This is a genomic window from Kitasatospora sp. LaBMicrA B282, assembly GCF_050325825.1.
GTDB lineage: Bacteria > Actinomycetota > Actinomycetes > Streptomycetales > Streptomycetaceae > Kitasatospora.
Map to the genome: position 1 here is coordinate 23087 of NZ_JBNQTI010000026.1, position 19546 is coordinate 42632.

General features: G+C 73.2%; 19 protein-coding genes and 1 riboswitch. Of the genes, 9 read left to right on the forward strand and 10 right to left on the reverse strand.

Translation table 11 applies throughout. The features are described 5' to 3' along the window. Window positions 1-17 precede the first annotated feature (17 nt). The 3 genes from ACQRUO_RS10255 to ACQRUO_RS10265 all read left to right on the forward strand — a co-directional run bounded on the left by ACQRUO_RS10255 (window position 18) and on the right by ACQRUO_RS10265 (window position 1882). Window positions 18-707, forward strand: coding sequence for a pentapeptide repeat-containing protein (locus ACQRUO_RS10255; RefSeq protein ID WP_428315466.1), 690 nt, complete (start codon window positions 18-20; stop codon window positions 705-707). A 220-nt stretch (window positions 708-927) separates the two neighbouring features. Then, the gene (locus ACQRUO_RS10260; protein ID WP_428315467.1) at window positions 928-1446 is read left to right on the forward strand and encodes a hypothetical protein; all 519 of its coding nucleotides are present in this window, start codon (window positions 928-930) and stop codon (window positions 1444-1446) included. A 103-nt stretch (window positions 1447-1549) separates the two neighbouring features. Beyond that, window positions 1550-1882 (forward strand): peptide deformylase, encoded by a 333-nt coding sequence (locus ACQRUO_RS10265; RefSeq protein WP_428315468.1) that lies wholly within the window; start codon window positions 1550-1552, stop codon window positions 1880-1882. Window positions 1883-1949: 67 nt separating this feature from the next. Here ACQRUO_RS10265 and ACQRUO_RS10270 read toward each other — a convergent pair whose 3' ends face one another. Beyond that, complete coding sequence (locus ACQRUO_RS10270) at window positions 1950-2810, reverse strand: hypothetical protein (protein WP_428315469.1); 861 nt, start codon at window positions 2808-2810, stop codon at window positions 1950-1952. Window positions 2811-3169: 359 nt separating this feature from the next. Here ACQRUO_RS10270 and ACQRUO_RS10275 point away from each other — a divergent pair, with 359 nt between their 5' ends. Together ACQRUO_RS10275 and ACQRUO_RS10280 are read left to right on the forward strand one after the other, a co-directional pair. Further along, entirely contained in the window at window positions 3170-3403 is a 234-nt protein-coding gene (locus ACQRUO_RS10275; RefSeq protein ID WP_428315470.1) for a hypothetical protein, read from the forward strand. A 45-nt stretch (window positions 3404-3448) separates the two neighbouring features. Beyond that, the gene (locus ACQRUO_RS10280; protein ID WP_428315471.1) at window positions 3449-3970 is read left to right on the forward strand and encodes a hypothetical protein; all 522 of its coding nucleotides are present in this window, start codon (window positions 3449-3451) and stop codon (window positions 3968-3970) included. A 184-nt stretch (window positions 3971-4154) separates the two neighbouring features. Here ACQRUO_RS10280 and ACQRUO_RS10285 read toward each other — a convergent pair whose 3' ends face one another. The 7 genes from ACQRUO_RS10285 to ACQRUO_RS10315 all read right to left on the reverse strand — a co-directional run bounded on the left by ACQRUO_RS10285 (window position 4155) and on the right by ACQRUO_RS10315 (window position 10525). Continuing rightward, on the reverse strand, window positions 4155-4355 hold the full coding sequence (locus ACQRUO_RS10285) for a hypothetical protein (RefSeq protein WP_428315472.1): 201 nt from the start codon (window positions 4353-4355) through the stop codon (window positions 4155-4157). A 353-nt stretch (window positions 4356-4708) separates the two neighbouring features. Further along, on the reverse strand, window positions 4709-6808 hold the full coding sequence (locus ACQRUO_RS10290; protein WP_428315473.1) for an elongation factor G-like protein EF-G2: 2100 nt from the start codon (window positions 6806-6808) through the stop codon (window positions 4709-4711). 170 nt (window positions 6809-6978) lie between these two features. Beyond that, window positions 6979-7335, reverse strand: a complete 357-nt coding sequence (locus tag ACQRUO_RS10295) for a DUF6191 domain-containing protein (protein ID WP_428315474.1) — start codon at window positions 7333-7335, stop codon at window positions 6979-6981. Between the two features lie 79 nt (window positions 7336-7414). After that, window positions 7415-8263 carry an isocitrate lyase/PEP mutase family protein gene (locus ACQRUO_RS10300; protein WP_428315475.1) on the reverse strand — a complete coding sequence of 283 codons (849 nt, stop codon included), beginning with the start codon at window positions 8261-8263 and terminating at the stop codon, window positions 7415-7417. Window positions 8264-8299: 36 nt separating this feature from the next. Continuing rightward, on the reverse strand, window positions 8300-8830 hold the full coding sequence (locus ACQRUO_RS10305; protein ID WP_428315476.1) for an NUDIX domain-containing protein: 531 nt from the start codon (window positions 8828-8830) through the stop codon (window positions 8300-8302). A gap of 56 nt (window positions 8831-8886) precedes the next feature. Next, window positions 8887-9327, reverse strand: a complete 441-nt coding sequence (locus ACQRUO_RS10310; RefSeq protein ID WP_428315477.1) for a YchJ family protein — start codon at window positions 9325-9327, stop codon at window positions 8887-8889. Window positions 9328-9502: 175 nt separating this feature from the next. Further along, the gene (locus ACQRUO_RS10315) at window positions 9503-10525 is read right to left on the reverse strand and encodes a LysM peptidoglycan-binding domain-containing protein (protein ID WP_428315478.1); all 1023 of its coding nucleotides are present in this window, start codon (window positions 10523-10525) and stop codon (window positions 9503-9505) included. A 67-nt stretch (window positions 10526-10592) separates the two neighbouring features. Further along, window positions 10593-10758, reverse strand: a riboswitch (cyclic di-AMP (ydaO/yuaA leader). A 519-nt stretch (window positions 10759-11277) separates the two neighbouring features. On the opposite strand from ACQRUO_RS10315, the gene ACQRUO_RS10320 reads away from it, so the two are divergent. Beyond that, a complete protein-coding gene (locus ACQRUO_RS10320; protein WP_428315479.1) occupies window positions 11278-11868 on the forward strand; it encodes a hypothetical protein in 591 nt (196 codons plus the stop codon). Between the two features lie 368 nt (window positions 11869-12236). On the opposite strand, the gene ACQRUO_RS10325 is transcribed toward ACQRUO_RS10320, so the two are convergent. Both ACQRUO_RS10325 and ACQRUO_RS10330 read right to left on the reverse strand, forming a co-directional pair. After that, window positions 12237-13934, reverse strand: a complete 1698-nt coding sequence (locus tag ACQRUO_RS10325; protein ID WP_428315510.1) for an MFS transporter — start codon at window positions 13932-13934, stop codon at window positions 12237-12239. An 80-nt stretch (window positions 13935-14014) separates the two neighbouring features. Then, window positions 14015-14413 (reverse strand): MarR family winged helix-turn-helix transcriptional regulator, encoded by a 399-nt coding sequence (locus ACQRUO_RS10330; protein ID WP_428315480.1) that lies wholly within the window; start codon window positions 14411-14413, stop codon window positions 14015-14017. A gap of 346 nt (window positions 14414-14759) precedes the next feature. On the opposite strand from ACQRUO_RS10330, the gene ACQRUO_RS10335 reads away from it, so the two are divergent. The 3 genes from ACQRUO_RS10335 to ACQRUO_RS10345 all read left to right on the forward strand — a co-directional run. Beyond that, complete coding sequence (locus ACQRUO_RS10335) at window positions 14760-16403, forward strand: APC family permease (protein ID WP_428315481.1); 1644 nt, start codon at window positions 14760-14762, stop codon at window positions 16401-16403. A gap of 83 nt (window positions 16404-16486) precedes the next feature. Then, window positions 16487-18976 carry a SpoIIE family protein phosphatase gene (locus ACQRUO_RS10340; RefSeq protein ID WP_428315482.1) on the forward strand — a complete coding sequence of 830 codons (2490 nt, stop codon included), beginning with the start codon at window positions 16487-16489 and terminating at the stop codon, window positions 18974-18976. Between the two features lie 42 nt (window positions 18977-19018). Beyond that, the coding region (locus ACQRUO_RS10345; RefSeq protein ID WP_428315483.1) for a 4'-phosphopantetheinyl transferase family protein at window positions 19019-19546 on the forward strand (528 nt) is incomplete at its 3' end.

Consider the following 19546-nt stretch of genomic DNA (forward strand, 5'->3'; position numbering starts at 1 on the left):
CAAGAGGGAGCCCGACCATGGACAGCCGCACCTTCGGCCGCGTCACCGTGGCCCTGCCCAATCTCGACGAGGCCGGCACCTACCTGTCCAACGTCACCTCCCTGGAAACCGGCCGGGGCATCGTGCAGGACTTCCAGTACGCCGACGCCGACCTGCGCGAGCTCGACCTGGCCGACACCCGACTGATCACCGGCCGCATCACCGCCCTGCGCGCCTCCCGCGCCCAGCTCACCGAGATGCGCCTGGACTCCGTCGCCTTCGAGAGCACCGACCTCGGCTCGGTCACCTGGAGCGAGAGCAAGCTCTCCCGCGTCGTCTTCCGCAACTGCAAACTCATGGGCGCGACCCTCACCGGCCTGACCCTCGACAACGTCCTGTTCGAGAACTGCAAACTCGACTACACGACCTTCGACCGCGTCCGTGCCACCGGCCCGGTCGCCTTCTCCAAGTGCGTCCTGACCGAGGCCGTCTTCACCAACTGCGACCTGAGCGAGGTCGTCCTTGATGCCTGCACCCTCCAGCTCACCGAGTTCGGACGCGGCAAGTACCGCGATGTGGACCTGCGCGGCAACGACCTCACCGCCCTGCGCGGCGTCGCCCATTTGGCGAAGATCATCATCGACCGCCCGCAGCAGGCCGAACTCGCCGAAGCCCTGCTGGCCGAGCTGGACGTCACCTACGGGGACGCGCTCGACGACCATCGCTAGACCGATTCCGAGGAGGACTCGGCATGCACCTGAGCATTGCGTTCCACGACCTCTCCGCCCTGCAGCGGCGCTGCGAGGTCGGCGGAGTCCGGATCACCCGGGGAGAGCCCGAGTACGAGAACGGGGCCGTCGTCCCGGCCGACCCCTGGCAGCCGATAGCGATGCCCTCGGCGCTCGTGTCCGGGCAACCGACGAGACCCCGGACAGCCGCCTGGTCGAAGTGGTCAAGCTCCGGCACACCGACGCCATCGACCTGCTCTCCGAGCTCGCCGACCCCCTTGGCGACCCCAACGCCACTTACCTCGGCCAGGCGGCCAGCCCGGCCAAGGCCCTGACCACCACCGACAATTACCAGGAGGGCCGACGGCTCGGCCTGCACGTCGACAACTGGGACAAGCTCTCCTACGCCGAGAAGCACCGGGGCCGCCGACGCCTCTGCCTCAACCTCGGCCCCGGCACCCGCTACCTCCTGCTCGGCGACATCGACATTCAGGCCATCTGCCGAACCGTCCACCACGACTACGAGCACCACTACCCGCACACCGACGACCTCCACACCTACGTCGCCCGCCACCAACCGCTGCGCTGCTTCCGCATCCGCCTCGCACCCGGCGAGTGCTACATCGCCCCGACCGAGCTGTTGCCGCACGATGGCTCCACCGAAGACCAGCCCGAGCCATCCACCGCAGCCTTCTGGCTCGGCCACTGGCCCCGCGGCGTCTTGCCCAGCCTCGTCTGACGGTCGCGTGTGGGCCGGGGGGGGGGGGGTGACCGCCGAGGCGACGCCACCGCGGACCGCTCCCATCCGGCACCGCAGATCGGGATCGGCCGGGCGGCCGCCATTGTCCAGCCAGCCGGACGCCCCGCCGATCGTTCTGCTGGACCCGCGCGTCATCGACCGCGCCGACGAGGCAGACGAGCAGTTCGAAGTCTGCCTGCCCTTCTTCGACGTCCGCGGCCTGGTTCCCCGTCCGCTGCAGATCACCGTGGAGACCACCAACCTGGACGGCGAGGTGATGGTCACCACCTACGAGCGCGGGCTCGCCCGCCTGGTCCACCACGAGATCGACCACCTCGACGGCCTGTTGTACAGCGCGCGAATGAGGACCGGCGTCGAGCTCATCCCTGTCCAGCAGTACGGACAGACCGGCCGCGCTTGGTTCTTCGAGCAGTGACCGCCGGCACAGCTCGCGCTGAGCGCTCGTAGGCAGCCCGGTCAGCCGGTCGCCTACGCCCTCGTGGTCACCACGCCGACGCTTCCCGATCGTAGAGATGCAGCTGCGCGCCGTTGTAGGTCAAGATCCAGGTGGGGCCGACCTGTTGGGCAACCACACCATCGAGGCCGCCCACCGGGTGGGTCATCGCCGCAACGAGGTCCTGGGGATACGGGTAGGACGTCCATTCCAGGAGCCACAGGTCATCTCTGCCCCAGAGGCGCCGCTCCGCTTGGTTACGGCGTCCAAGGGGCCGGCCCAGTGTGCTGTAGTACCAGTGCACGTGCCAGTCTCCTGCCGGGTCCCGGAGAGCGGCGCGCATGGCAAGCGCGCCCAGAAGACGCCTTGCCGCCTCGGACATCGGCGGAACGCTGTCCAGCTTTGCCTGTTCCGCGGGGGTTACTGGCTGATCCACCATGAGCACGCTCCGATGGCGGATCACCCTGGCGGTCGGCTTCGGAGCCTTGGGTTGGCTCCGTTCTGTAACTTCCAGACTTGCCCCGGTCGGTAGGTGCCGCAGCAGGACGGTCTTCCAGTCCACGACGCGCTCCAAGCGCATGCCCGGGATTCCGGACCAAGGTGGGCTTGCGACGAGTTGGTCCGAGACGTTGAGGGCTGCGGACACGATGAGGACGAGATGGTCGTAACGAGGGGAGAGCACGGTGCCGTAGTTGAGGGTCGGCCCGAGCGGCCAGTCGAAGCCAGGTGCCGAGAGAAGACCCAGGTTGAACCAGCCGAGCGCCAACAGTGCCCGCAGCTGTGCCTGGGCAGGGGTGCACTCGTCCAGACCGATGGAGGTGCGCCCCAAGCCCGACCGTGCCGTGGCTCGGTGCTCGTCGGTGAAAGCGCTGCGCTGGGTAGCCAATACGCGCGCAGTGGAGTGTGACATGGCGAATCCTTCGTGCTGCCCGGCCAGCCAAAGGAAGATCCCTGTCAGCGCGTCGGTGCTGAGGAAGAGGACTGTGAAGCGGAGCGAGCGCCCTGCACCCGGGACGACGACCTGGCCAACCGGGCGGCCCCGTCTCGTCCTGCGACCCTCCGCCGGCCGCTGTGCCGACCATAGAGCATGGGGTTCCCCCCGCGATACAGCGACACGCACACGCCGCAGGGCATGAGCTGTAGCGCCGGAGGTAAAACGCCGCCCGCCAGGATTCGCCACTCGTACGCCATCCGCTTTCTGGGTGAATGGCGCATAACTTTTCCCCGGCGCAGCCCTACCCTTCCGACAGGACCGAAATAGGGAGGGCCATGGCGCGCAAGATTCACGCCTCACAGCCTGTACGAGACGCATTCAAGGGCGTAGATCTGCAGGCGATTTTGCGGCGCCTCTCAAAGAAGGTGGAAAGCTGCCGAAGCTGCGGCGAGCCAATTGGTCGCAACAGCCCCGCCAATCTCGTCAGCATTCTGAACCACGAGAAAATGATCAAGTGGCCCGCCCTGATCCATCCAAGGTGTGGCGACTCAGCCGTGTACGAGACCTAGACCGCCCCCGACCCCAACAAGATCTTCTTCGAAGTCGAGTGCGCCTTGCTGGTGGGCGAGCGAGGCCCCGTACCGGCGCTGATCATTGACGCCTATGGTGGGCTTGCCATCACGACAGGCGGAGAGGTCCATGATCGTCTGCTCGCCGGCTTTGCGACGCTGGGATTCGAGTTTCCAGACTGGATCTGCCGCGAGGGCGAGGGTGCAGACCCGGTGGATGAAAAGGATTGCACCCCCGGCCTCACAGCCCTCCTTGAAGGCGATGAGGTGAGACTGCTCCACGACGGACGCGAGCTGTACCGGCTCGGCAAGCTCCGATATTTCCCGCGCTGGTATCGGGCAACGAACCGCGGCGCCCTGGTCGTGATGATCGGCCGGAACCTCCAGGGGATGACATTCGACTCCCTCGAATACATTCAGCGAGCCGCGAAGAGCAAAGAGCTGGTTCAGGCGGTCGCGGCAATCAGTCGGATTCCGACCGCACCAGCAGACCGCTGCTATTGCATCAACGGGAAGGTCCGGACGTTTGCCTCGTGCTGCGACAGCGCCGACGGTCCAGAGGAGTAGGGATGGCCGTTTGGCCGCCGATTTCGGAGCTGGGATAGATGCCCGCACCGCCTGGGTGATGGCGCGGCGGGCGCGGCGCCCGGAGGAGTGCAGCTACGCGATGGCCCACCTGGACGGCGGTGAGGAGAGACCGACTGAGGCTGAACGGCACATCGGCGGAGTTGAGAACGCCCTTCGAAGGCATCTACTCAGCCGGTGGAGCTGACTCGTTGGCTGAGCGTTCGACGAGACCACCGAAGAGGATTTCCGCGAGCCGCCGAGTCTTCCACTCCGGCCACTCTTCGACCTTGAGGTGGACCTCAGTCTTGCCGTCCTTCCAGTAGTTGTACTGGCCTGCGGACATCCCCCCTGAGGGTGGTCGCACCCGGCAGGGCTCCTTCTTCATGCCCGGAGCATCACACAACTCAGCTCTTCGGATGAGAGGTTCGACTGAACGCGCCCCGTAGCGTTCACGGAGTCTCACAGGCAACCCCGCACGAGTTCGAACCTCATATCCTCCGCCTTCGTGAAGTCCCCGACCGGTTCGCCGGTCGGGGACTTCGTCGTTTCCGGGCGGTTCTCGCCCGCGTCGTGCCTACTGCCGGCGCAGGTGGCGCGAGGTCGCCGAGCGGGAGGGCAGCCAGGTTGACTCCGGTGAACCCGGGAGCACTGCGGCGATGACCGGCGTGAGCTCCTCCTGCGCCAGCGATGATGTGGTCGGACGACGGGTTGTGCGGCGGGGCGGCGGTCGTCGGGTGGTCAGTGGTCGGGCTTGGTGACCCGGTCGGCGACGGCTGCCGGCATGGGCTCGTAGCGCAGTGGGGTCCGGGTGAAGGAACCGGTGCCGTGCGAGAGCGAGCGCAGGTCGACCGCGTAGCGGGTCAGCTCCAGCTCCGGGACCTCGGCCCGCAGCAGGCTCCGCCCCGGGCCGGCCGGCTCGGTGCCGAGGACCCGTGCGCGGCGCACCGACAGGTCGCTGAACACTCCGCCCAGGTACTCGTCCGGTACCAGTACGCCCACCTCGGCCACCGGTTCGAGCAGCCGCACGCTGGTGTTGGTCGCCGCGTCGCGCAGCGCCAGTGCGCCGGCCGACTGGAAGGCGGCGTCCGAGGAGTCCACCGAGTGCGCCTTGCCGTCCACCAGGGTGACCCGCAGGTCCACCAGCGGGAAGCCGTCGCCCACGCCGTGCGCCAGCTGGGCCCGCACCCCCTTCTCCACCGAGGGGATGAAGTGCCGCGGTACCGCGCCGCCCACCACCTTGTCGACGAACTCGAAGCCGGTCCCGCCGGGCAGCGGCTCGACCAGCAGCTCGCAGATCGCGTACTGGCCGTGCCCGCCGGACTGCTTGACCAGCCGGCCGTGCCCGGTGGCGGTCCCGCCGAAGGTCTGCCGCAGCGCCACCCGGTAGTCCACCTGGTCGACCTGGACGCCGAACTGGCTGCCCAACAGGTACAGCACCACCCCGGCGTGCGCCTCGCCGGTGCACCAGAGCACCAGTTGGCGGGTGTCCGGGTTCTGCTCGACCCGGACCACCGGGTCCTGCGCGGTCAGCCGGGACAGGCCCTGGGCCAGCTTGTCCTCGTCACTGCGGCTGCGGGCCTCGATCGCCACCGGCAGCAGCGGCTCCGGCAGGTCCCACGGTGCCAGCACCACCGGGTCGCCCGGCTCGGTCAGGGTGTCGCCGACCCGGGCCGCGGTGAGCTTGCCGACGCAGACCAGGTCGCCCGCCACCGCCTGCGGCACCGCGCGCTGCTGCTTGCCGAACGGGCTGGTCAGCCCGGCGATCCGGTCGTCGGTCGGCTCCGCGTCGGCGCCCGCCCCCGCGACGTGCAGCAGGGTGTCGGGGTGCAGCGTGCCGGAGAAGACCCGGACCAGGCTGAGCCGGCCGACGTAGGGGTCGCCGGTGTTCTGGATCACCTGGGCGACCAGCGGGCCGGCCGGGTCGCAGACCGGCTCCCGACCGGCCGGCCCGGTCGGCTCGACCGGCTCGGGCAGCGGGCTCGCGGACGGCGCCGGGAAGGCGGAGACGAGCAGGTCGAGCAGGTCGACCGCGCCGGTGCCGTCCTCGGTGATCGGCAGCACCGGGTGGATCGCGTCGTGCAGCACCGCGCCGCGCAGGCCCGCGGTGAGCGCCGGCTCGTCCAGCGTCTCGCCGCCCAGGTAGCGCTCCAGCAGCTCGTCGTCCTCGCCGGCGATCGCCTCCACCAGCGCCTCGCGGGCCGGGCCGGTGTCCGGTGCCGGCTCGGCCCGGCCGTGGGTCTCGCCGGACAGCAGCTCGACCGTGCCGCGCACCTGCCCGTCGCTGCGCACCGGCAGGTCCATCGGCTGCACCGAGTCCGGGTGCTCGCCGCCGAAGGCCTGCCGGCAGGTCGCCAGTACCTCGTCGAAGTCGGCCCGGGCCGCATCCATGTGGGTGACTGCGATGGCCCGCGGCAGGCCGAGCGCCGCGCACTCCTGCCAGAGCGTCAGGGCCGGACCGCCCAGCGGGTCGGTCGCCGAGACCACGAAGACGGCCGCGTCGGCGGCCCGCAGGGCGGCCTGCAGCTCGCCGGAGAAGTCGGCGTGCCCGGGCGGGTCGATCAGGTTGATCTTGACATCCCGCCAGCCGACCGGCACCACGGACAGCCGCACCGAGCGCTGCTGCTGGTGCTCGATCTCCTCGTGGTCGGAGACGGTGCTGCCCTCGGCCACCCGGCCGGCCCGGGTCAGCTCCCCGGCGGCCAGCGCGAGCGACTCGGTCAACGTGGTCTTGCCGGAGCCGCTGACCCCGACCAGGACGACGTTGCGCAGCTGCTCGGGCCGCTCCGCGACCGGAACCCGGCCGGCCGCGCCGGCCCGGGAGGTTGCTCGCTCGGACATGCCGGTGCTCCTCGGATGCTCCGCGGACGGTCGGGAACGCTCTCGTCCGAGCTTTCCACCGCCACCCGCCCGGGTCCACCGGGACGGTCCGCGCGGGGGGCGGTGGCGGTCACGCCGGGGCGACGGGGGGCGGGCGAGGCGGGCGCGGGGGCGGGAGCGGGGGCGGGGCGTCAGCGGGGGAGGCGGGCGGTGCCGCGGGACAGGTCGATGCCGGTGTGCCCGGGCGCACCGGCCTGCTCGTCCTCGCGGAGCACCAGCTCGATCCGGCGCTGCTCCAGCTGCACCTGCTTGCCCGGGTAGAGCAGCGCGTGCAGCTCCTCGCCCGCCGTCACGGCGGCGCCGCGCCCGGGGCGCGCCCGCCCGCCGGCCCGGGCCCGGAGGAACCGGAAGGCCGCGACCGCTAAGCAGAGCGCGATCAGCGCGGCGGGGAGCAGCAGGCTGCCGACGGGGCCGAACAGGGAGGACACCATGGTGGCGAAACGATCCGCCGGATCAGGGCGTTCCTCGGTGGGATCGGCGCTGGTCACCCGTATCGGCGCTGGTCACCCGTCAGGTCGGCCGCGCGCTCGGCGGTCTGCCGCACGCTCGCCGCGGAGCTGCTCCCGGTCAGTCCCGTTCCGTCATCAGGGCGCTCGCCTCCGGCATCGGCATCGCCTCGGTCAGCGCGGTGAAGCCGCCGCTCTCCCGGAGCGCGGCGGCGGCGCGCCGGGTGGCGGCCAGGGCGACCCGGGCGAACGCCGAGCCGACGCTGATCCGGCGCGCACCCAGCTCGGCGAGCTGCGCGACCGTCAGCCGGGTCAGCGGGCCGGCGGCCAGCACGTTGACCGGCTTGCCGACCTCCGCGCAGACCGTGCGCACCGCCTCGGCGTCCGGGAGTCCCGGGGCGAAGAGCACGTCGGCGCCGGCCGCCTCGAAGGCCTGCAGCCGGCGCACGGTGTCGGCCAGGTCGGGGCGCCCGTGCAGGAAGTTCTCCGCCCGCGCGGTGACCGTGAACGGGAAGTCCAGCTCCCGGGCGGCCGCCACCGCCGCCTCGATCCGCTCGACGGCCAGCTCCAGCGGGTGGATCGGCCGCTCCGGCTCGCCGGTGGCGTCCTCGATCGAGGCACCGACCAGCCCGGTCCCGGCGGCCAGCCGGATCGTCGCGGCCACCTCGGCCGGGTCGACGCCGAAGCCGTTCTCCAGGTCGGCGGAGACCGGCAGCCCGGTGGCGTCGACGATGGCCCGGGCGTTGGCCAGCGCCTCCTCGCGCCGCACCAGGTTGGCCCCGTCCGGCCGGCCGAGCGCGAAGGCCAGGCCGGCACTGGTGGTGGCCAGCGCGTCGAAGCCGAGCCCGGTCAGCAGCCGGGCGGTGCCGGCGTCCCAGGCGTTGGCGATCACGAAGGCACCGGGCCCGGCGTGCAGCGCGCGGAAGGCGAGCGCGCGGCGGTGCTGGTCCTCGGGGGAGAGCTGGTCCATCGGAGGGCTCCTGCTGACTGGGTGACTGACGGGACGTCAGCGAGTATCGCCGACGTCCCGTGGTCCCGGTGCGGCGGCGGGGGGAGCGACGAGGGCGCGGTAGCCGGCCCGGCCGGTGCGGCGGGCCTCGGCGGCGGCCTCCACCAGGGCCAGCCGGGTCGGGCTGAGCTCGGCGCGCCAGTCGGCGAGCGGGCGGACGGCGTGGGCGCTGTGCTCGGCGGGGTCGAGGCGCAGGCCGGCGAGCCGGTCCGGAGCGAGCGGGCCGCCGTCGAAGACCACGCCGACCCGGAACGGCCAGCCGGCCACCGGCGGGGTGAAGACCAGCGCGAGCAGCGGCGCGGCGGGCTGCTCGGGCAGCTCCAGCTCGGTCTCCTCGGCCAACTCGCGTCGGGCGGCCGCCCACGGGTCCTCCCCGGCTTCCGGCAGACCGCCGGGGAGCTGCCAGACCTCGGGGTCATAGGTCGACTTCAGTAGCAGCGGGTCACCCGCGGCGTCGGTGAGGTAGACGGTCGCGAAGACGATGCCCTGCGGCACCGTGCGCAGGAAGTCGGCAAGCGGCAGGGTCACGTGGTCCTCCAAGGACGGGGAGGGCGGGGTGAGGTGCTCCTCGGGCTCCGAGGGCGTCAGTCGGCCTCGATCGTGCCGTCGAGGTAGACCCAGGCGCCCTGGTGGCGCAGGAAGCGGCTGGTCTCGCGCAGGCTGCCCGGGTGGCCGGCGTCGCGGTAGTGGGCGGCGAAGGTGACGGTGCCCTCCTGGTGGAAGGGGCCGCCCTCGGTGGTGGCGAGGACCTCCAGCCGTTCCCAGCGCAGGCCGGGGTCGAAGTCGACGGACGGCGGACGGGTGTCCGGGTGCCAGCTGCGCAGCAGGTAGGCGGCGTCCCGGACGGCGAACGCGGCGTAGCGGGAGCGCATCAGCTGCTCGGCGGTGCCGGCCTGGGCCAGGCCGCGGTGCAGCCGGCCGCAGCAGTCGGCGTAGCGCGCGGGCAGGCCGCAGGGGCAGTCCACCGGCTCGGCGGGCGCGGGCGCGGGCGGGGTCGGGCGGGACTTGGCGGTGCGTCGTGACATGGGGTCATTCTGCCCGGCCGGGTGCCGGCGGTCCGGCGCCCGGGGATGGTGGGGGCGGTGGGACACACCCCGCCAGGCGCACCCAGCCGTCAGGGTGGGTGCGCCTGGCGCTGATCCGACGAGATCCGGCGGAGAGGGCCCGGCCGTCAGGCCGCGGGCGCCGAGCCGGGGCCGGTCAGGGGACCTGGAGTTCCTGGCCCGGGTAGATCAGGTTGGGGTTGCTGCCGACCGTGCCGAGGTTGTGGCGGTAGAGCTGCTGCCAGTCGTCGACGTGGTGCTGCTGGGCGATGCCCCAGAGGTTGTCGCCGTTCTGCACGGTGTAGCTGCCGTCGGGCGTGCTCGGGGTGGCCGGAGCCGGGGTCGCCGGGCCGGCCTGCGCGGGGGTGCCCGGGGCCGCCGGCACGCTGGGAGCCTGCGCGGTGGGCGTACCGGGCACGGCAGGCGACGCTGGTGCTGCCGGGCTCGCCGGCGGGGTGCCCGGCGCCGTCGGCTGGGTGGGCGTGCCCGGGGTGCTCGCCGCCGGCGGGGCGGTGGTGACCGGGGTGGTGGGCGTCGTGGCCGTGGGCGCGGTGGTCGGCGCGGCCGTGGTGGGGCTGCTCGGCGCCGGGGTGGTGACCGGGGGAGTGGCGGTCTGCGTCGGCGCGGTGGGCTGGGCCGGCGCCGTGGTGGCGGGCTGGCCGGGGGCCGTGCTGGTCGAGGTACCCGGCGCGGTGGGCACCCCGGGCGCACTCGGCTGCGTCGGGTTGCCGGGCGCAGCCGGTGCCACGGGAGCCGCCGGCACCGCGGGAGTCGTCGGCGCGCCCGGCGTGGTCGGCGCAGCCGGGGTGGTGGGTGCCGCGGGGCTGCCGGGCGCGGCCGGAGTCGTGGGCGCCGCCGGGGCGGTGAGGCCGGTGGTGGTGCCGCAGTGGCCCCAGACGGTCGGACCCTGGTCGGCCAGCACCCGCTCGGCGACGGCGATCTGCTGCGCCTCGGTGGCGTGCGAGGGCTGGGCCGCGTACTGGTCGCCGCCGTAGGCCACCCAGTTGCGCTCGCTGAGCTGGAGGCCGCCGTAGAAGCCGTTGTCCGTGTCGGCGGACCAGTTGCCGCCGGTGGCGCACTGGGCCACCGCGGTCCAGGTGTCGGGCGTGGCGGCGTGCGCGCCGGTCGCGGTGAGCAGCGGCAGGGCCAGACCCGCGCCGGCCACGGTCGCGGCGGTCACCGCGCGGTCGGTCTGGGTCGGACGGCGGTGGCGGCCCGGACCTGAGAACACCCCGGATATGCCCATCGAGTTCCCTCTCCGCACGCCTGCGAGGTGAGCTGTCGGGTTCGGACCGGGAGGTGGCCCGGCCGTCCGCCCGGACGGATCCGGTGGACGGCTTCACCCCTAGCCGCGCGGGACGCGGCATTGAAACCTGGGTCCCCCGCCCCTGCCCGAGGTGGTGTGGTGGTTCCCGGAGCACGGTGGGCAGGACTCGGCGTACCGGTTCCGGGCGCCCGCGCGGTGGCGGGTTGTTGGGGAGACTAGACGGATCATCACCTCGATAACAACCCCGCATCGCAGACATCACACGAGAATCACGAGCGCCGCGCGATGCTCCGTACCGGGAGGGATCGCTCCGGGCGGCTCGTCACTCTTCGTTCACCTCAGGTTTTTCACGTCATGTCCATGTATGCGAGTGTTCGGCGACCCCCGACCCCGGCTCGACCCCAGCCCGACCCCGGCTCGACCTCAGCCCGGCCCCAGCCGACCCCGGCCCGTCCCGCGGGCCCCGCGCCGCGGCCGCGGTGTCGCCGCTGCGATCACCACCGGCCCGGCGGCGCAGGGGAGTTCGGGCAGCGGTCCGGTCCGTTCCATTTCGCCGATCGGCGGACAGCGCAGCACGCACCGCAGCACCATAGGCAGCACAGCGTCAGAGCGGAGCTCGTCCGCCCGGGGACTTCGGCGGGCAGACCGGGGAGTGAGGTGGGGCGGTGCACGAGTTGGAGCCGGCCGTCGAGGCCGCGGAGGGCGATCCGACCTGGTGGTGGGAGGTGGACGCCGCGCTGCTCGGCCGGGCGGCGGTGCTGGACGTGGCGATGTACTGGGCCCTGGGTCTGGCCCGGTGGGCCGAACGGCACGACCCACGGGTGGCCGGTGGTGACCTGGAGGCGGTGCGCACCCTGCTGGGGCTGGCCCTCTACCGCGCGGCCCAGGGCGAGGGGGCGACCGACCCCGGCCGGATCCCGACCCTGCTGCCGCTGATGACGCTCTCCCGCGGCAGCGCCCGGAGCACCGCCCGGGTCCGCCCGCTGGGTTACGGCGACCGCGGCCGGCTGCGGCTGGCCGACCGGGCCCGGCTGGCCGCACTGCTGGAGGATCCGGACCCGGACGCCTTCGAGCGGCTGCGCAAGGAGACGGTGCTGGTCCTGGTGGCGAACACCGACCACGCCCGCACCGAACTGGCGCTGCGCGGCAACGACCCGACCGTCTGGCGGGACCACCCGCTGATCACCATCTGCACCCGCGAGCCCTACCTGCCGGGCCACGGCACGCTCCCGTGGGACTGGTACAGCACCGGCTGAGCGGTCCGAGGGACGACCGGGTGGGTCGACCGCGTGGCGGCGCGGTCGACCGGGTGGCGGGGTGCGGCGGGTGCCGGAGCGAGGCGGCCTGGACCGGGCAGGGGATGTCTCGCCCCGGTCCAGGCCGTCCGGTGCGGTCGCCGCAGGGCAACCGACCCCCGGGGGCGAGGGCGGTGGCCGCGCGGCAGCCGTGGCCGGGTGCGGCGGCGGGCGGTCCATCCGGTGACCGCCCTCGCCGCGTTCGGCCGGGAACGAGCCTGGCACGGCCCGGCTCCCAAATCAACATCTGCTGATACTGATCTTCTTCACATTCACATCAGTCGATGACACTGCGTCAGCTCGGGTGACGCTGCCGCACCTCGTCGCCGTCACGGGCGCGGCCCCTTCGTCGCCGCGGCGGGCCGGTCGGCGCCGGCCGCCTCGGGCGCGGGCCGCTGCCGGGCGGCGTCGTCCTGGCCGCCCTTGGCCCCCGAACCGCGCAGCGCCGAGGCCAGCGCGCCGATCAGCGACATCGCCGCCGCCGCGCTGAAGACGGTGACCAGACCGTGGTGGAACGGGCCGGAGACCAGCTCGGGGAAGAACCGGTTGCCGGTCAGGGTGTGCGCGTTGGCGGGCGGCAGGGTGGTCAACACCCCGCTCGGGCCGAGCAGGTGACCGATCGGGTTGTTGCCGAGGAAGGTGGCGAACAGCGTGCTGACCGGGGGCAGGGCGGCCACCTGGTGGGCGGTGGCGGCCGGCACCTGCTGGGCCTGCAAGCCGCTGTCCAGGGCGTGCGGCAGCGAGCCGGCCAGTCCGATGATCATCAGGGAGAAGAACAGGCCGATGGAGAGCGCGGTGCCCGAGTTCTGGAAGGTGGAACGCATCCCGGAGGCCACCCCGCGCCGCTCCGGCGGCACGCTGCCCATGATCGCCGAGGTGTTGGGGGCCGAGAACATGCCCTGTCCCAGGCCGCTGACCAGCAGCAGGGTGGCGAACGCCGGGTAGGGGAAGTCGACCGGGAGCAGCATCAGGCCGACGAACGAGGCGGCCACCAGCAGCAGCCCGGAGGTGGCGAACAGCCGGGCGCCGAACCGGTCGGACAGGTACCCGGAGATCGGGCCGCCGAGCAGGAAGCCGGCGGTCAGCGGCAGCATGAAGATCCCGGCCCAGAGCGGGGTGCGCTCGAAGGAGTAGCCGTGCAGCGGCAGCCAGATGCCCTGCAGCCAGATGATCAGCATGAACTGCATGCCGCCGCGGGCGATCGCGATCAGCAGCGCCGCCAGGTTGCCGGCGGCGAAGGCGCGGATCCGGAACAGCCGCAGCTCGAACATCGGCTCGGCGATCCGGGTCTCCGCGATGCAGAAGGTGATCAGCAGCGCCACCCCGCTGCTCAGCCCGGCCACCACCCACGGGTCGGTCCAGCCGGTGGAGTGGCCGCCGTAGGGCTGGATGCCGTAGGTGATCGAGGCCAGCAGGCAGGCGGCGCCGGCGGTGAAGGTCAGGTTGCCGATCCAGTCGATCCGCCCGGGCCGCGGCGTGCCGGTCTCGCGCAGGCTGCGGTACGACCAGAAGGTGCCGACCACGCCGAACGGCACGCTGACCCAGAAGACCGCGCGCCAGTCGATGGTGGCCAGCACGCCGCCGGCCAGCAGGCCGAGGAACATCCCGGCCAGCGCGGTGATCTGGTTGATGCCCAGTGCCATGCCGCGCTGGCGGGCCGGGAAGGCGTCGGTGAGGATCGCCGCGGAGTTGGCGGTGAGCATCGAGCCGCCGACCGCCTGCACGATCCGGAAGCCGATCAGCCAGAGCGCGGCGACCCCGCCGCGCAGCGGATCGAGCGACAGGGCCAGCGAGGCCACCGCGAAGACCATGAAGCCCAGGTTGTACATCTTCACCCGGCCGAACATGTCGCCGAGCCGGCCGAGCACGACCACCAGCACCGCGGTGGTCAGGGTGTAGCCGAGGATCATCCAGAGCAGGTAGCCGATGTTGGCCGGGGCCAGCGGGTCCAGGCCGATGCCGCGGAAGATCGCCGGCAGCGAGATGATCACGATCGAGCTGTCGATGGTGGCGATCAGCACGCCCATGGTGGTGTTGGACAGCGCCACCCACTTGTAGCGGTCCTGCCCGGGGCGGTCGCCGGCCCGGGTCAGCGCGGTCGCGCCCGTCACAACCGCTCCGCCAGCCGGGCCAGCAGCGGTATCGCCGCCGCCAGTTGCTGCCGCTCGGCCGGGTCGAACTCGGCGCCCAGTGCGACGGCCAGCAGCTGCTCGGACTCCGAGCGCCGGGCGGTGAGCACCGCGCGCCCGGCCTCGGTCGGGCTCAGGATCGCCCGCCGCCCGTCCCGCTCGTCCGGCCGCCGCCGCACCAGGCCGCGCTCCTCCAGGGCGGCCACGGTGGCCGCCATCGCCTGCGGGCGGACCCGCTCCAGCTCGGCCAGCGCCCCCGGGGAGTTGTCGCCCTCCCGGTCGAGGCGGGCGAGCACCGAGACCTCGGAGTGCGTCAGGTCGCCGGAGATGTGCGCCTGGCGGACCCGGCGGGCGATCCGGCCCACGGCCAGCCTCAAGTCGGTCGCGAGCTCGGCCGGGTCGGCCGGCGGTACCTGTGGTGGCAGCGGGGTCGGCGCCGCTGCGGCCGGTGGCTGCGTCGTCGGTGGCTGCGTCGTCGGTGGTTGTGCGGTCGGTGGTTGTGCGGTCGATGGCTGTGCAGTCGATGGTCGGGCTGCGGTCTCCATGTCTCCTTACAGTAGCTTGATAAGTCTGGTGTAACTATCCCCCCGCTCGAGCCGCACCCGCGGCGGGTTAGGCCGGACGGCTGGAGGTGCGGCCGTGTCGCAGCGGCGCAACCGGTGACCCGGGGACGGCTGAGGCAGCGTCGGAGGGACCCCGTCCCCCGTCGAGAGGCCGTTCGCCATGGCATCGCCCGCCCCGGCGCCCACGCGCACCAATCCCAGGCACGCGCTGCGCCGCGAGGTCGGGCTGGTCGGCCTGCTCTGGGCCTCGGTCGGCGCCATCATCGGTTCCGGTTGGCTGTTCGGTGCCGAGAAGGCGGTCAAGGTCGCCGGGCCCGCGGCGCTGCTCTCCTGGGTGATCGGCGCGGTGGCGATCGTGCTGCTCGCCCTGGTGCACGCCGAACTGGGCGGGCTCTTCCCGGTCGCCGGCGGCACCGCCCGCTACCCGCACTACGCCTTCGGCGGCTTCGCCGGCATGTCCTTCGGCTGGTTCACCTGGCTGCAGGCCGCCACCATCGCGCCGATCGAGGTGCAGGCGATCATCGGCTACGCCCGGCACTGGAGCTGGGCGGACGGCCTGCAACACCCCAAGGACTCGACCCTGACCGGCTCCGGCTTCGCGGTGGCGGCCGCACTGCTGGCGTTCTTCGTGGCGATCAACTTCCTCGGCGTGCGCTGGCTGGCCCGCACCAACAGCGCCGCCACCTGGTGGAAGGTCGCCATCCCGGTGCTGACCATCCTGATCTTCGCCAGTACCGAGTTCCACGGCCGCAACTTCAACTCGCACGGGTTCGCCCCGTTCGGCGCCCACGGCGTGCTGAACGCGATCAGCACCAGCGGGGTGATCTTCGCGCTGCTCGGCTTCGAGCAGGCCATCCAGTGGGCCGGCGAGAGCACCAACCCCAAGCGCGACATCCCGCGCGCGGTGCTCGGCTCGGTGATGATCGGCAGCGTCATCTACATCCTGCTCCAGCTGGTCTTCATCGCCGCGGTGCCGGACTCCGCGATCACCGGCGGCTGGGGCGCGCTGACCTACGCCGGGATCAGCGGCCCGTTCGCCGGCCTGGCCACCGTGATCGGCCTGGGCGGCTTCGCCACCGTGCTGTACATCGACGCGATCATCTCGCCGGCCGGCACCGGCCTGGTCTACGTCACCTCCAGCTCCCGGATCACCTACGGCCTGAGCCGCAACGGCTACGCCCCCGAGGGCATGCAGGCCACCGACCGGCGCGGGGTGCCGTGGATCGGACTGCTGCTCGCCTTCGTCGCCGGCGTGCTCTGCTTCCTGCCCTTCCCCAGCTGGCAGAAGCTGGTCAGCTTCATCACCTCGGCCGTGGTGCTGATGTACGCCGGTGCGCCGCTGGCCTTCGGCGTGCTGCGCAAGCGCTTCCCGGAGCTGCCGCGGCCCTACCGGCTGCCCGCGGGGGAGATCATCTCGCCGATCTCCTTCGTGATCGCCAGCCTGGTGATCTACTGGTCCGGCTGGGACACCCTGTGGCGGCTGGGCGCCTCGATCCTGATCGGCTACCTGCTGCTCGGCTCCTACGCCGGCTACGCCCGGGTCAAGCGGCTGCCCGGTGCGCCCCGGATGGACTTCCGGGCCGGGCAGTGGCTGCCGGTCTACCTGGTGGGCCTGGGCATCTGTTCCTGGCAAGGCCAGTTCGGCGTCGGGGCGCAGCACAACCTGCCGCTCTGGTGGGACATCGCGGTGATCTCCGCCCTGTCGCTGGGCGTCTACTACTGGGCGCTGGCCGTCGCGCTGCCGGCCGAGGAGATCCAGCGGAACATCACCGACGTCGAGACGGTGGACGCGGGCGGTCACTGAGACCTCCACGGGCCCGGGGCGCCGAGCGCGGCGTCCCGGTGGAGGATGAGGGGGAGGGCAAAGACCCGGGCGAGGTGGACCGTATGGACAACTCCCGCTTCCCGTTCCTCGACGGTGTGGCAGGGGTACTGGTCGACGGCGGCGGCAGGATCCTGGACTGCACGGCCGCCGCCGAGGAACTGCTCGCCCTTCCGGTGGGCGTGCTGCGCGGCCGACCGGTGCGCGACCTGCTGGCCGCACCGGTGGATCCGGGCGGCCCGCCGGCGGCGATCACCGGCACGCACGGGTACGCCGGGCGGGGTGCGGCCTGGGCCGGCCGGGTCAGCGTGCACACCGGCGACGGACGGCTGCTCGCCCTGGAGGTGCGGCTGCTGGTGCTGCGCGGCGCCGCGGTCGGGGACCGCAGCACCGCCCGCTACATGGTGATCGGCGCGCCGGCCGCCACCGCCGACCGGTGGCGCCAGGACCAGGCCTTCACCCGGGAACTCTTCCTGCAGGACCGGTTCGGCCTGGTGGTCTTCGACCAGGACCTGCGGATCGTGCGCACCAACACCCACCTGCTGCCGTACTCCGGCATGCCGGTCACCCTGACCGGGCGCCGGCTCTCCGACTTCCTGCAGCCGCAGGACGCGGCCGCGGTCGAGGAACACCTGCGCGAGGTGATGGCGACCGGCAAGCCGCTGGTGCTGGCCGAGGAGCTGGCCCGCACCGTGATAGACCCGCGCGGCGGCCGGATGATGGCGATCTCCGCGTTCCGGCTGCAGGCCGCCGACGGCGCGGTGATCGGCCTGACCGCGCTCTTCAACGACATCACCGAGCAGTACCGGGCCCGCCGCCGGCTGGCCCTGCTGCACCAGGTCACCGCCGCCACCGGCCGCTCGCTCTCGGTCACCGACAGCGCCAAGCAACTGGCCGAGGCGCTGGTCGGCGGCTTCGCGGACGTGGCCACCGTGGAGGTGGCCGAGGCCGTGTTCAGCGGCGAGGAGCCCACTCCGGGGCCCGAAGGGCGGCTGCTGCTGCGCCGCACCGCGGTGGCGGGCCCGCCCGAGGCGGTGCCCGCCACCGGCGACACCGTGCTGGTCGGCCCGGACGGCGCCACGGTGCTGGTCGGCGCCGACGGCAGCGAGGAGATCGGGGGGCTGGCCGAACTCGCCGAGGCCTGGCTGCTCACCGCCCCGCTGAACGCCCGCGGCGTGCTGCTCGGCCGGATCAGCGTGCGCCGGGACCGCTGGAAGGACGCCTACGAGGAGGAGGACCACGCGCTGCTCCGGGAGATCGCCGCCCGCGCCGCGCTGGCCCTGGACAACGCCCGCCGCTACACCCGCGAGCACCGGGCCGCGATCGGCCTGCAGCGCAGCCTGCTGCCGCCGGCGGTCCGCTCGGTGGCCGCGGTCAGCACCGCCAGCGTCTACCTGCCCACCGACACCGTGGGCGGGGTCGGCGGCGACTGGTTCGACGTCATCCCGCTCTCCTCGGCCCGGGTGGCCCTGGTGGTCGGTGACGTCACCGGCCACGGCCTGCACGCCTCGGCCACCATGGGCCGGCTGCGCACCGCCGTGCGCACCCTGGCCGACCTCGACCTGGAGCCGGAGGAACTGCTGGTCCACCTGGACGACCTGGTCGCCCAGCTGCTGGTCGAGGCGGCGCTGGCGGCCGACGACGAGGACGACCTGGAGGCCGACGGCCTGGACCCGGCCCGCTTCGGGGTGGCGGCCCGGCCGGGCGGGCCGCCCCCGGCGCCGGCCGCCGAGGAGGGCAGCGGCGCCCGGCGGCCCCGCCCCGAGCCCAGCTCCTTCGGCGGCACCTGCCTCTACGCGGTCTACGACCCGGTCGCCCGCACCTGCACCGTGGCCAGCGCCGGGCACCCGCCGCCGGCCGTGGCTCACCCGGACGGCCGAACCGAGTACCTCCCGGTGGTGCCGGGCCCGCCGCTCGGCGTCGGCGGGTTGCCCTTCGAGTCGGTCCGGGTCGAGCTGGCGCCGGGCAGCGTGCTGGCGCTCTACACCGACGGGCTGATCGAGCGCGGCGACGGCGACATCGACACGGGCATGGCCGAGCTGACCCGGCGGCTGGCCGTGGTGCGGGCCCAGGACCTGCCGCTGCCCGAGGCCGGCCAGCGGGTGATCGCCGGCCTGCCGCCGACCCGGCTGCACGACGACGTCACCCTGCTGCTGGCCCGTACCAAGGCGGTCGCCGCCGCGGACACCGCGGTCTGGTCGGTGGAGCCCGATCCGGCCGCGGTCGCCCGGGTGCGCGAGGACGCCACCACCGCCCTGGTCGGCTGGGGGCTGGAGGAGCTCGCCTTCACCACCGAGCTGGTGCTCAGCGAACTGGTCACCAACGCGATCCGGTACGCGGGCGGCCCGGTGGTGGTGCGGCTCATCCGGGCGGACACGCTGACCTGCGAGGTCTCCGACGGCAGCAGCACCCAGCCGCGGATGCGGCGGGCCCGGCTGACCGACGAGGGCGGGCGCGGGCTGTACCTGGTGGCCCAGCTGACCAAGCGCTGGGGGAGCCGGTACACCGCGTCGGGTAAGACGATCTGGACGGAGCAGGAGCTCCCGGGAGCGTGAAGGGGCGGGTGGGGCGCGGTGGTCGCGGGCGGGAGCGGGGCGGTGACCGTGTGGGTGGTGCGGGTGCCGGGGGAGGAGCGGGCGGCGGTGCGGGAGCTGGCGGTGCGGTTGGCGGCCTCGGTGGCCGGGGTGCCGGTGGCGGGGGTGCGCCTGGAGCGGGCGGCGTCGGGGCAGCCGGTGGTGCGCGGGGCGGCGGGGGTCGCGGTGAGCCTGAGCCATGCGCGCGGGGTGGTCGCGGCGGCCGCCGTGCAGGCGGACGCGCAGGCGGGGGCGCCGGCCGGGGTGGGGGTCGACGTGGAGCGGATCCGGCCGGTGGCGCACGCGTTGCTGGCCCGGCGCTGGTTCACGGCGGCCGAGGCGGCCTGGCTCGCGGGGCTGGCGCCGGCGCAGCGGTCGGCCGGCTTCCTGTGGCTGTGGACCCGCAAGGAGGCGGCCGCCAAGGCGCTCGGTCAGGGACTGGGCGGCGGCGTGGGGCTGCGCCGGGCGGTCGTGGAGGGAAACAGATGGGAGACAACAAACCACAAACAGCTACCCGAAGAGCCCAAAACAAGCAAGGTCTCCCTGCCCTTT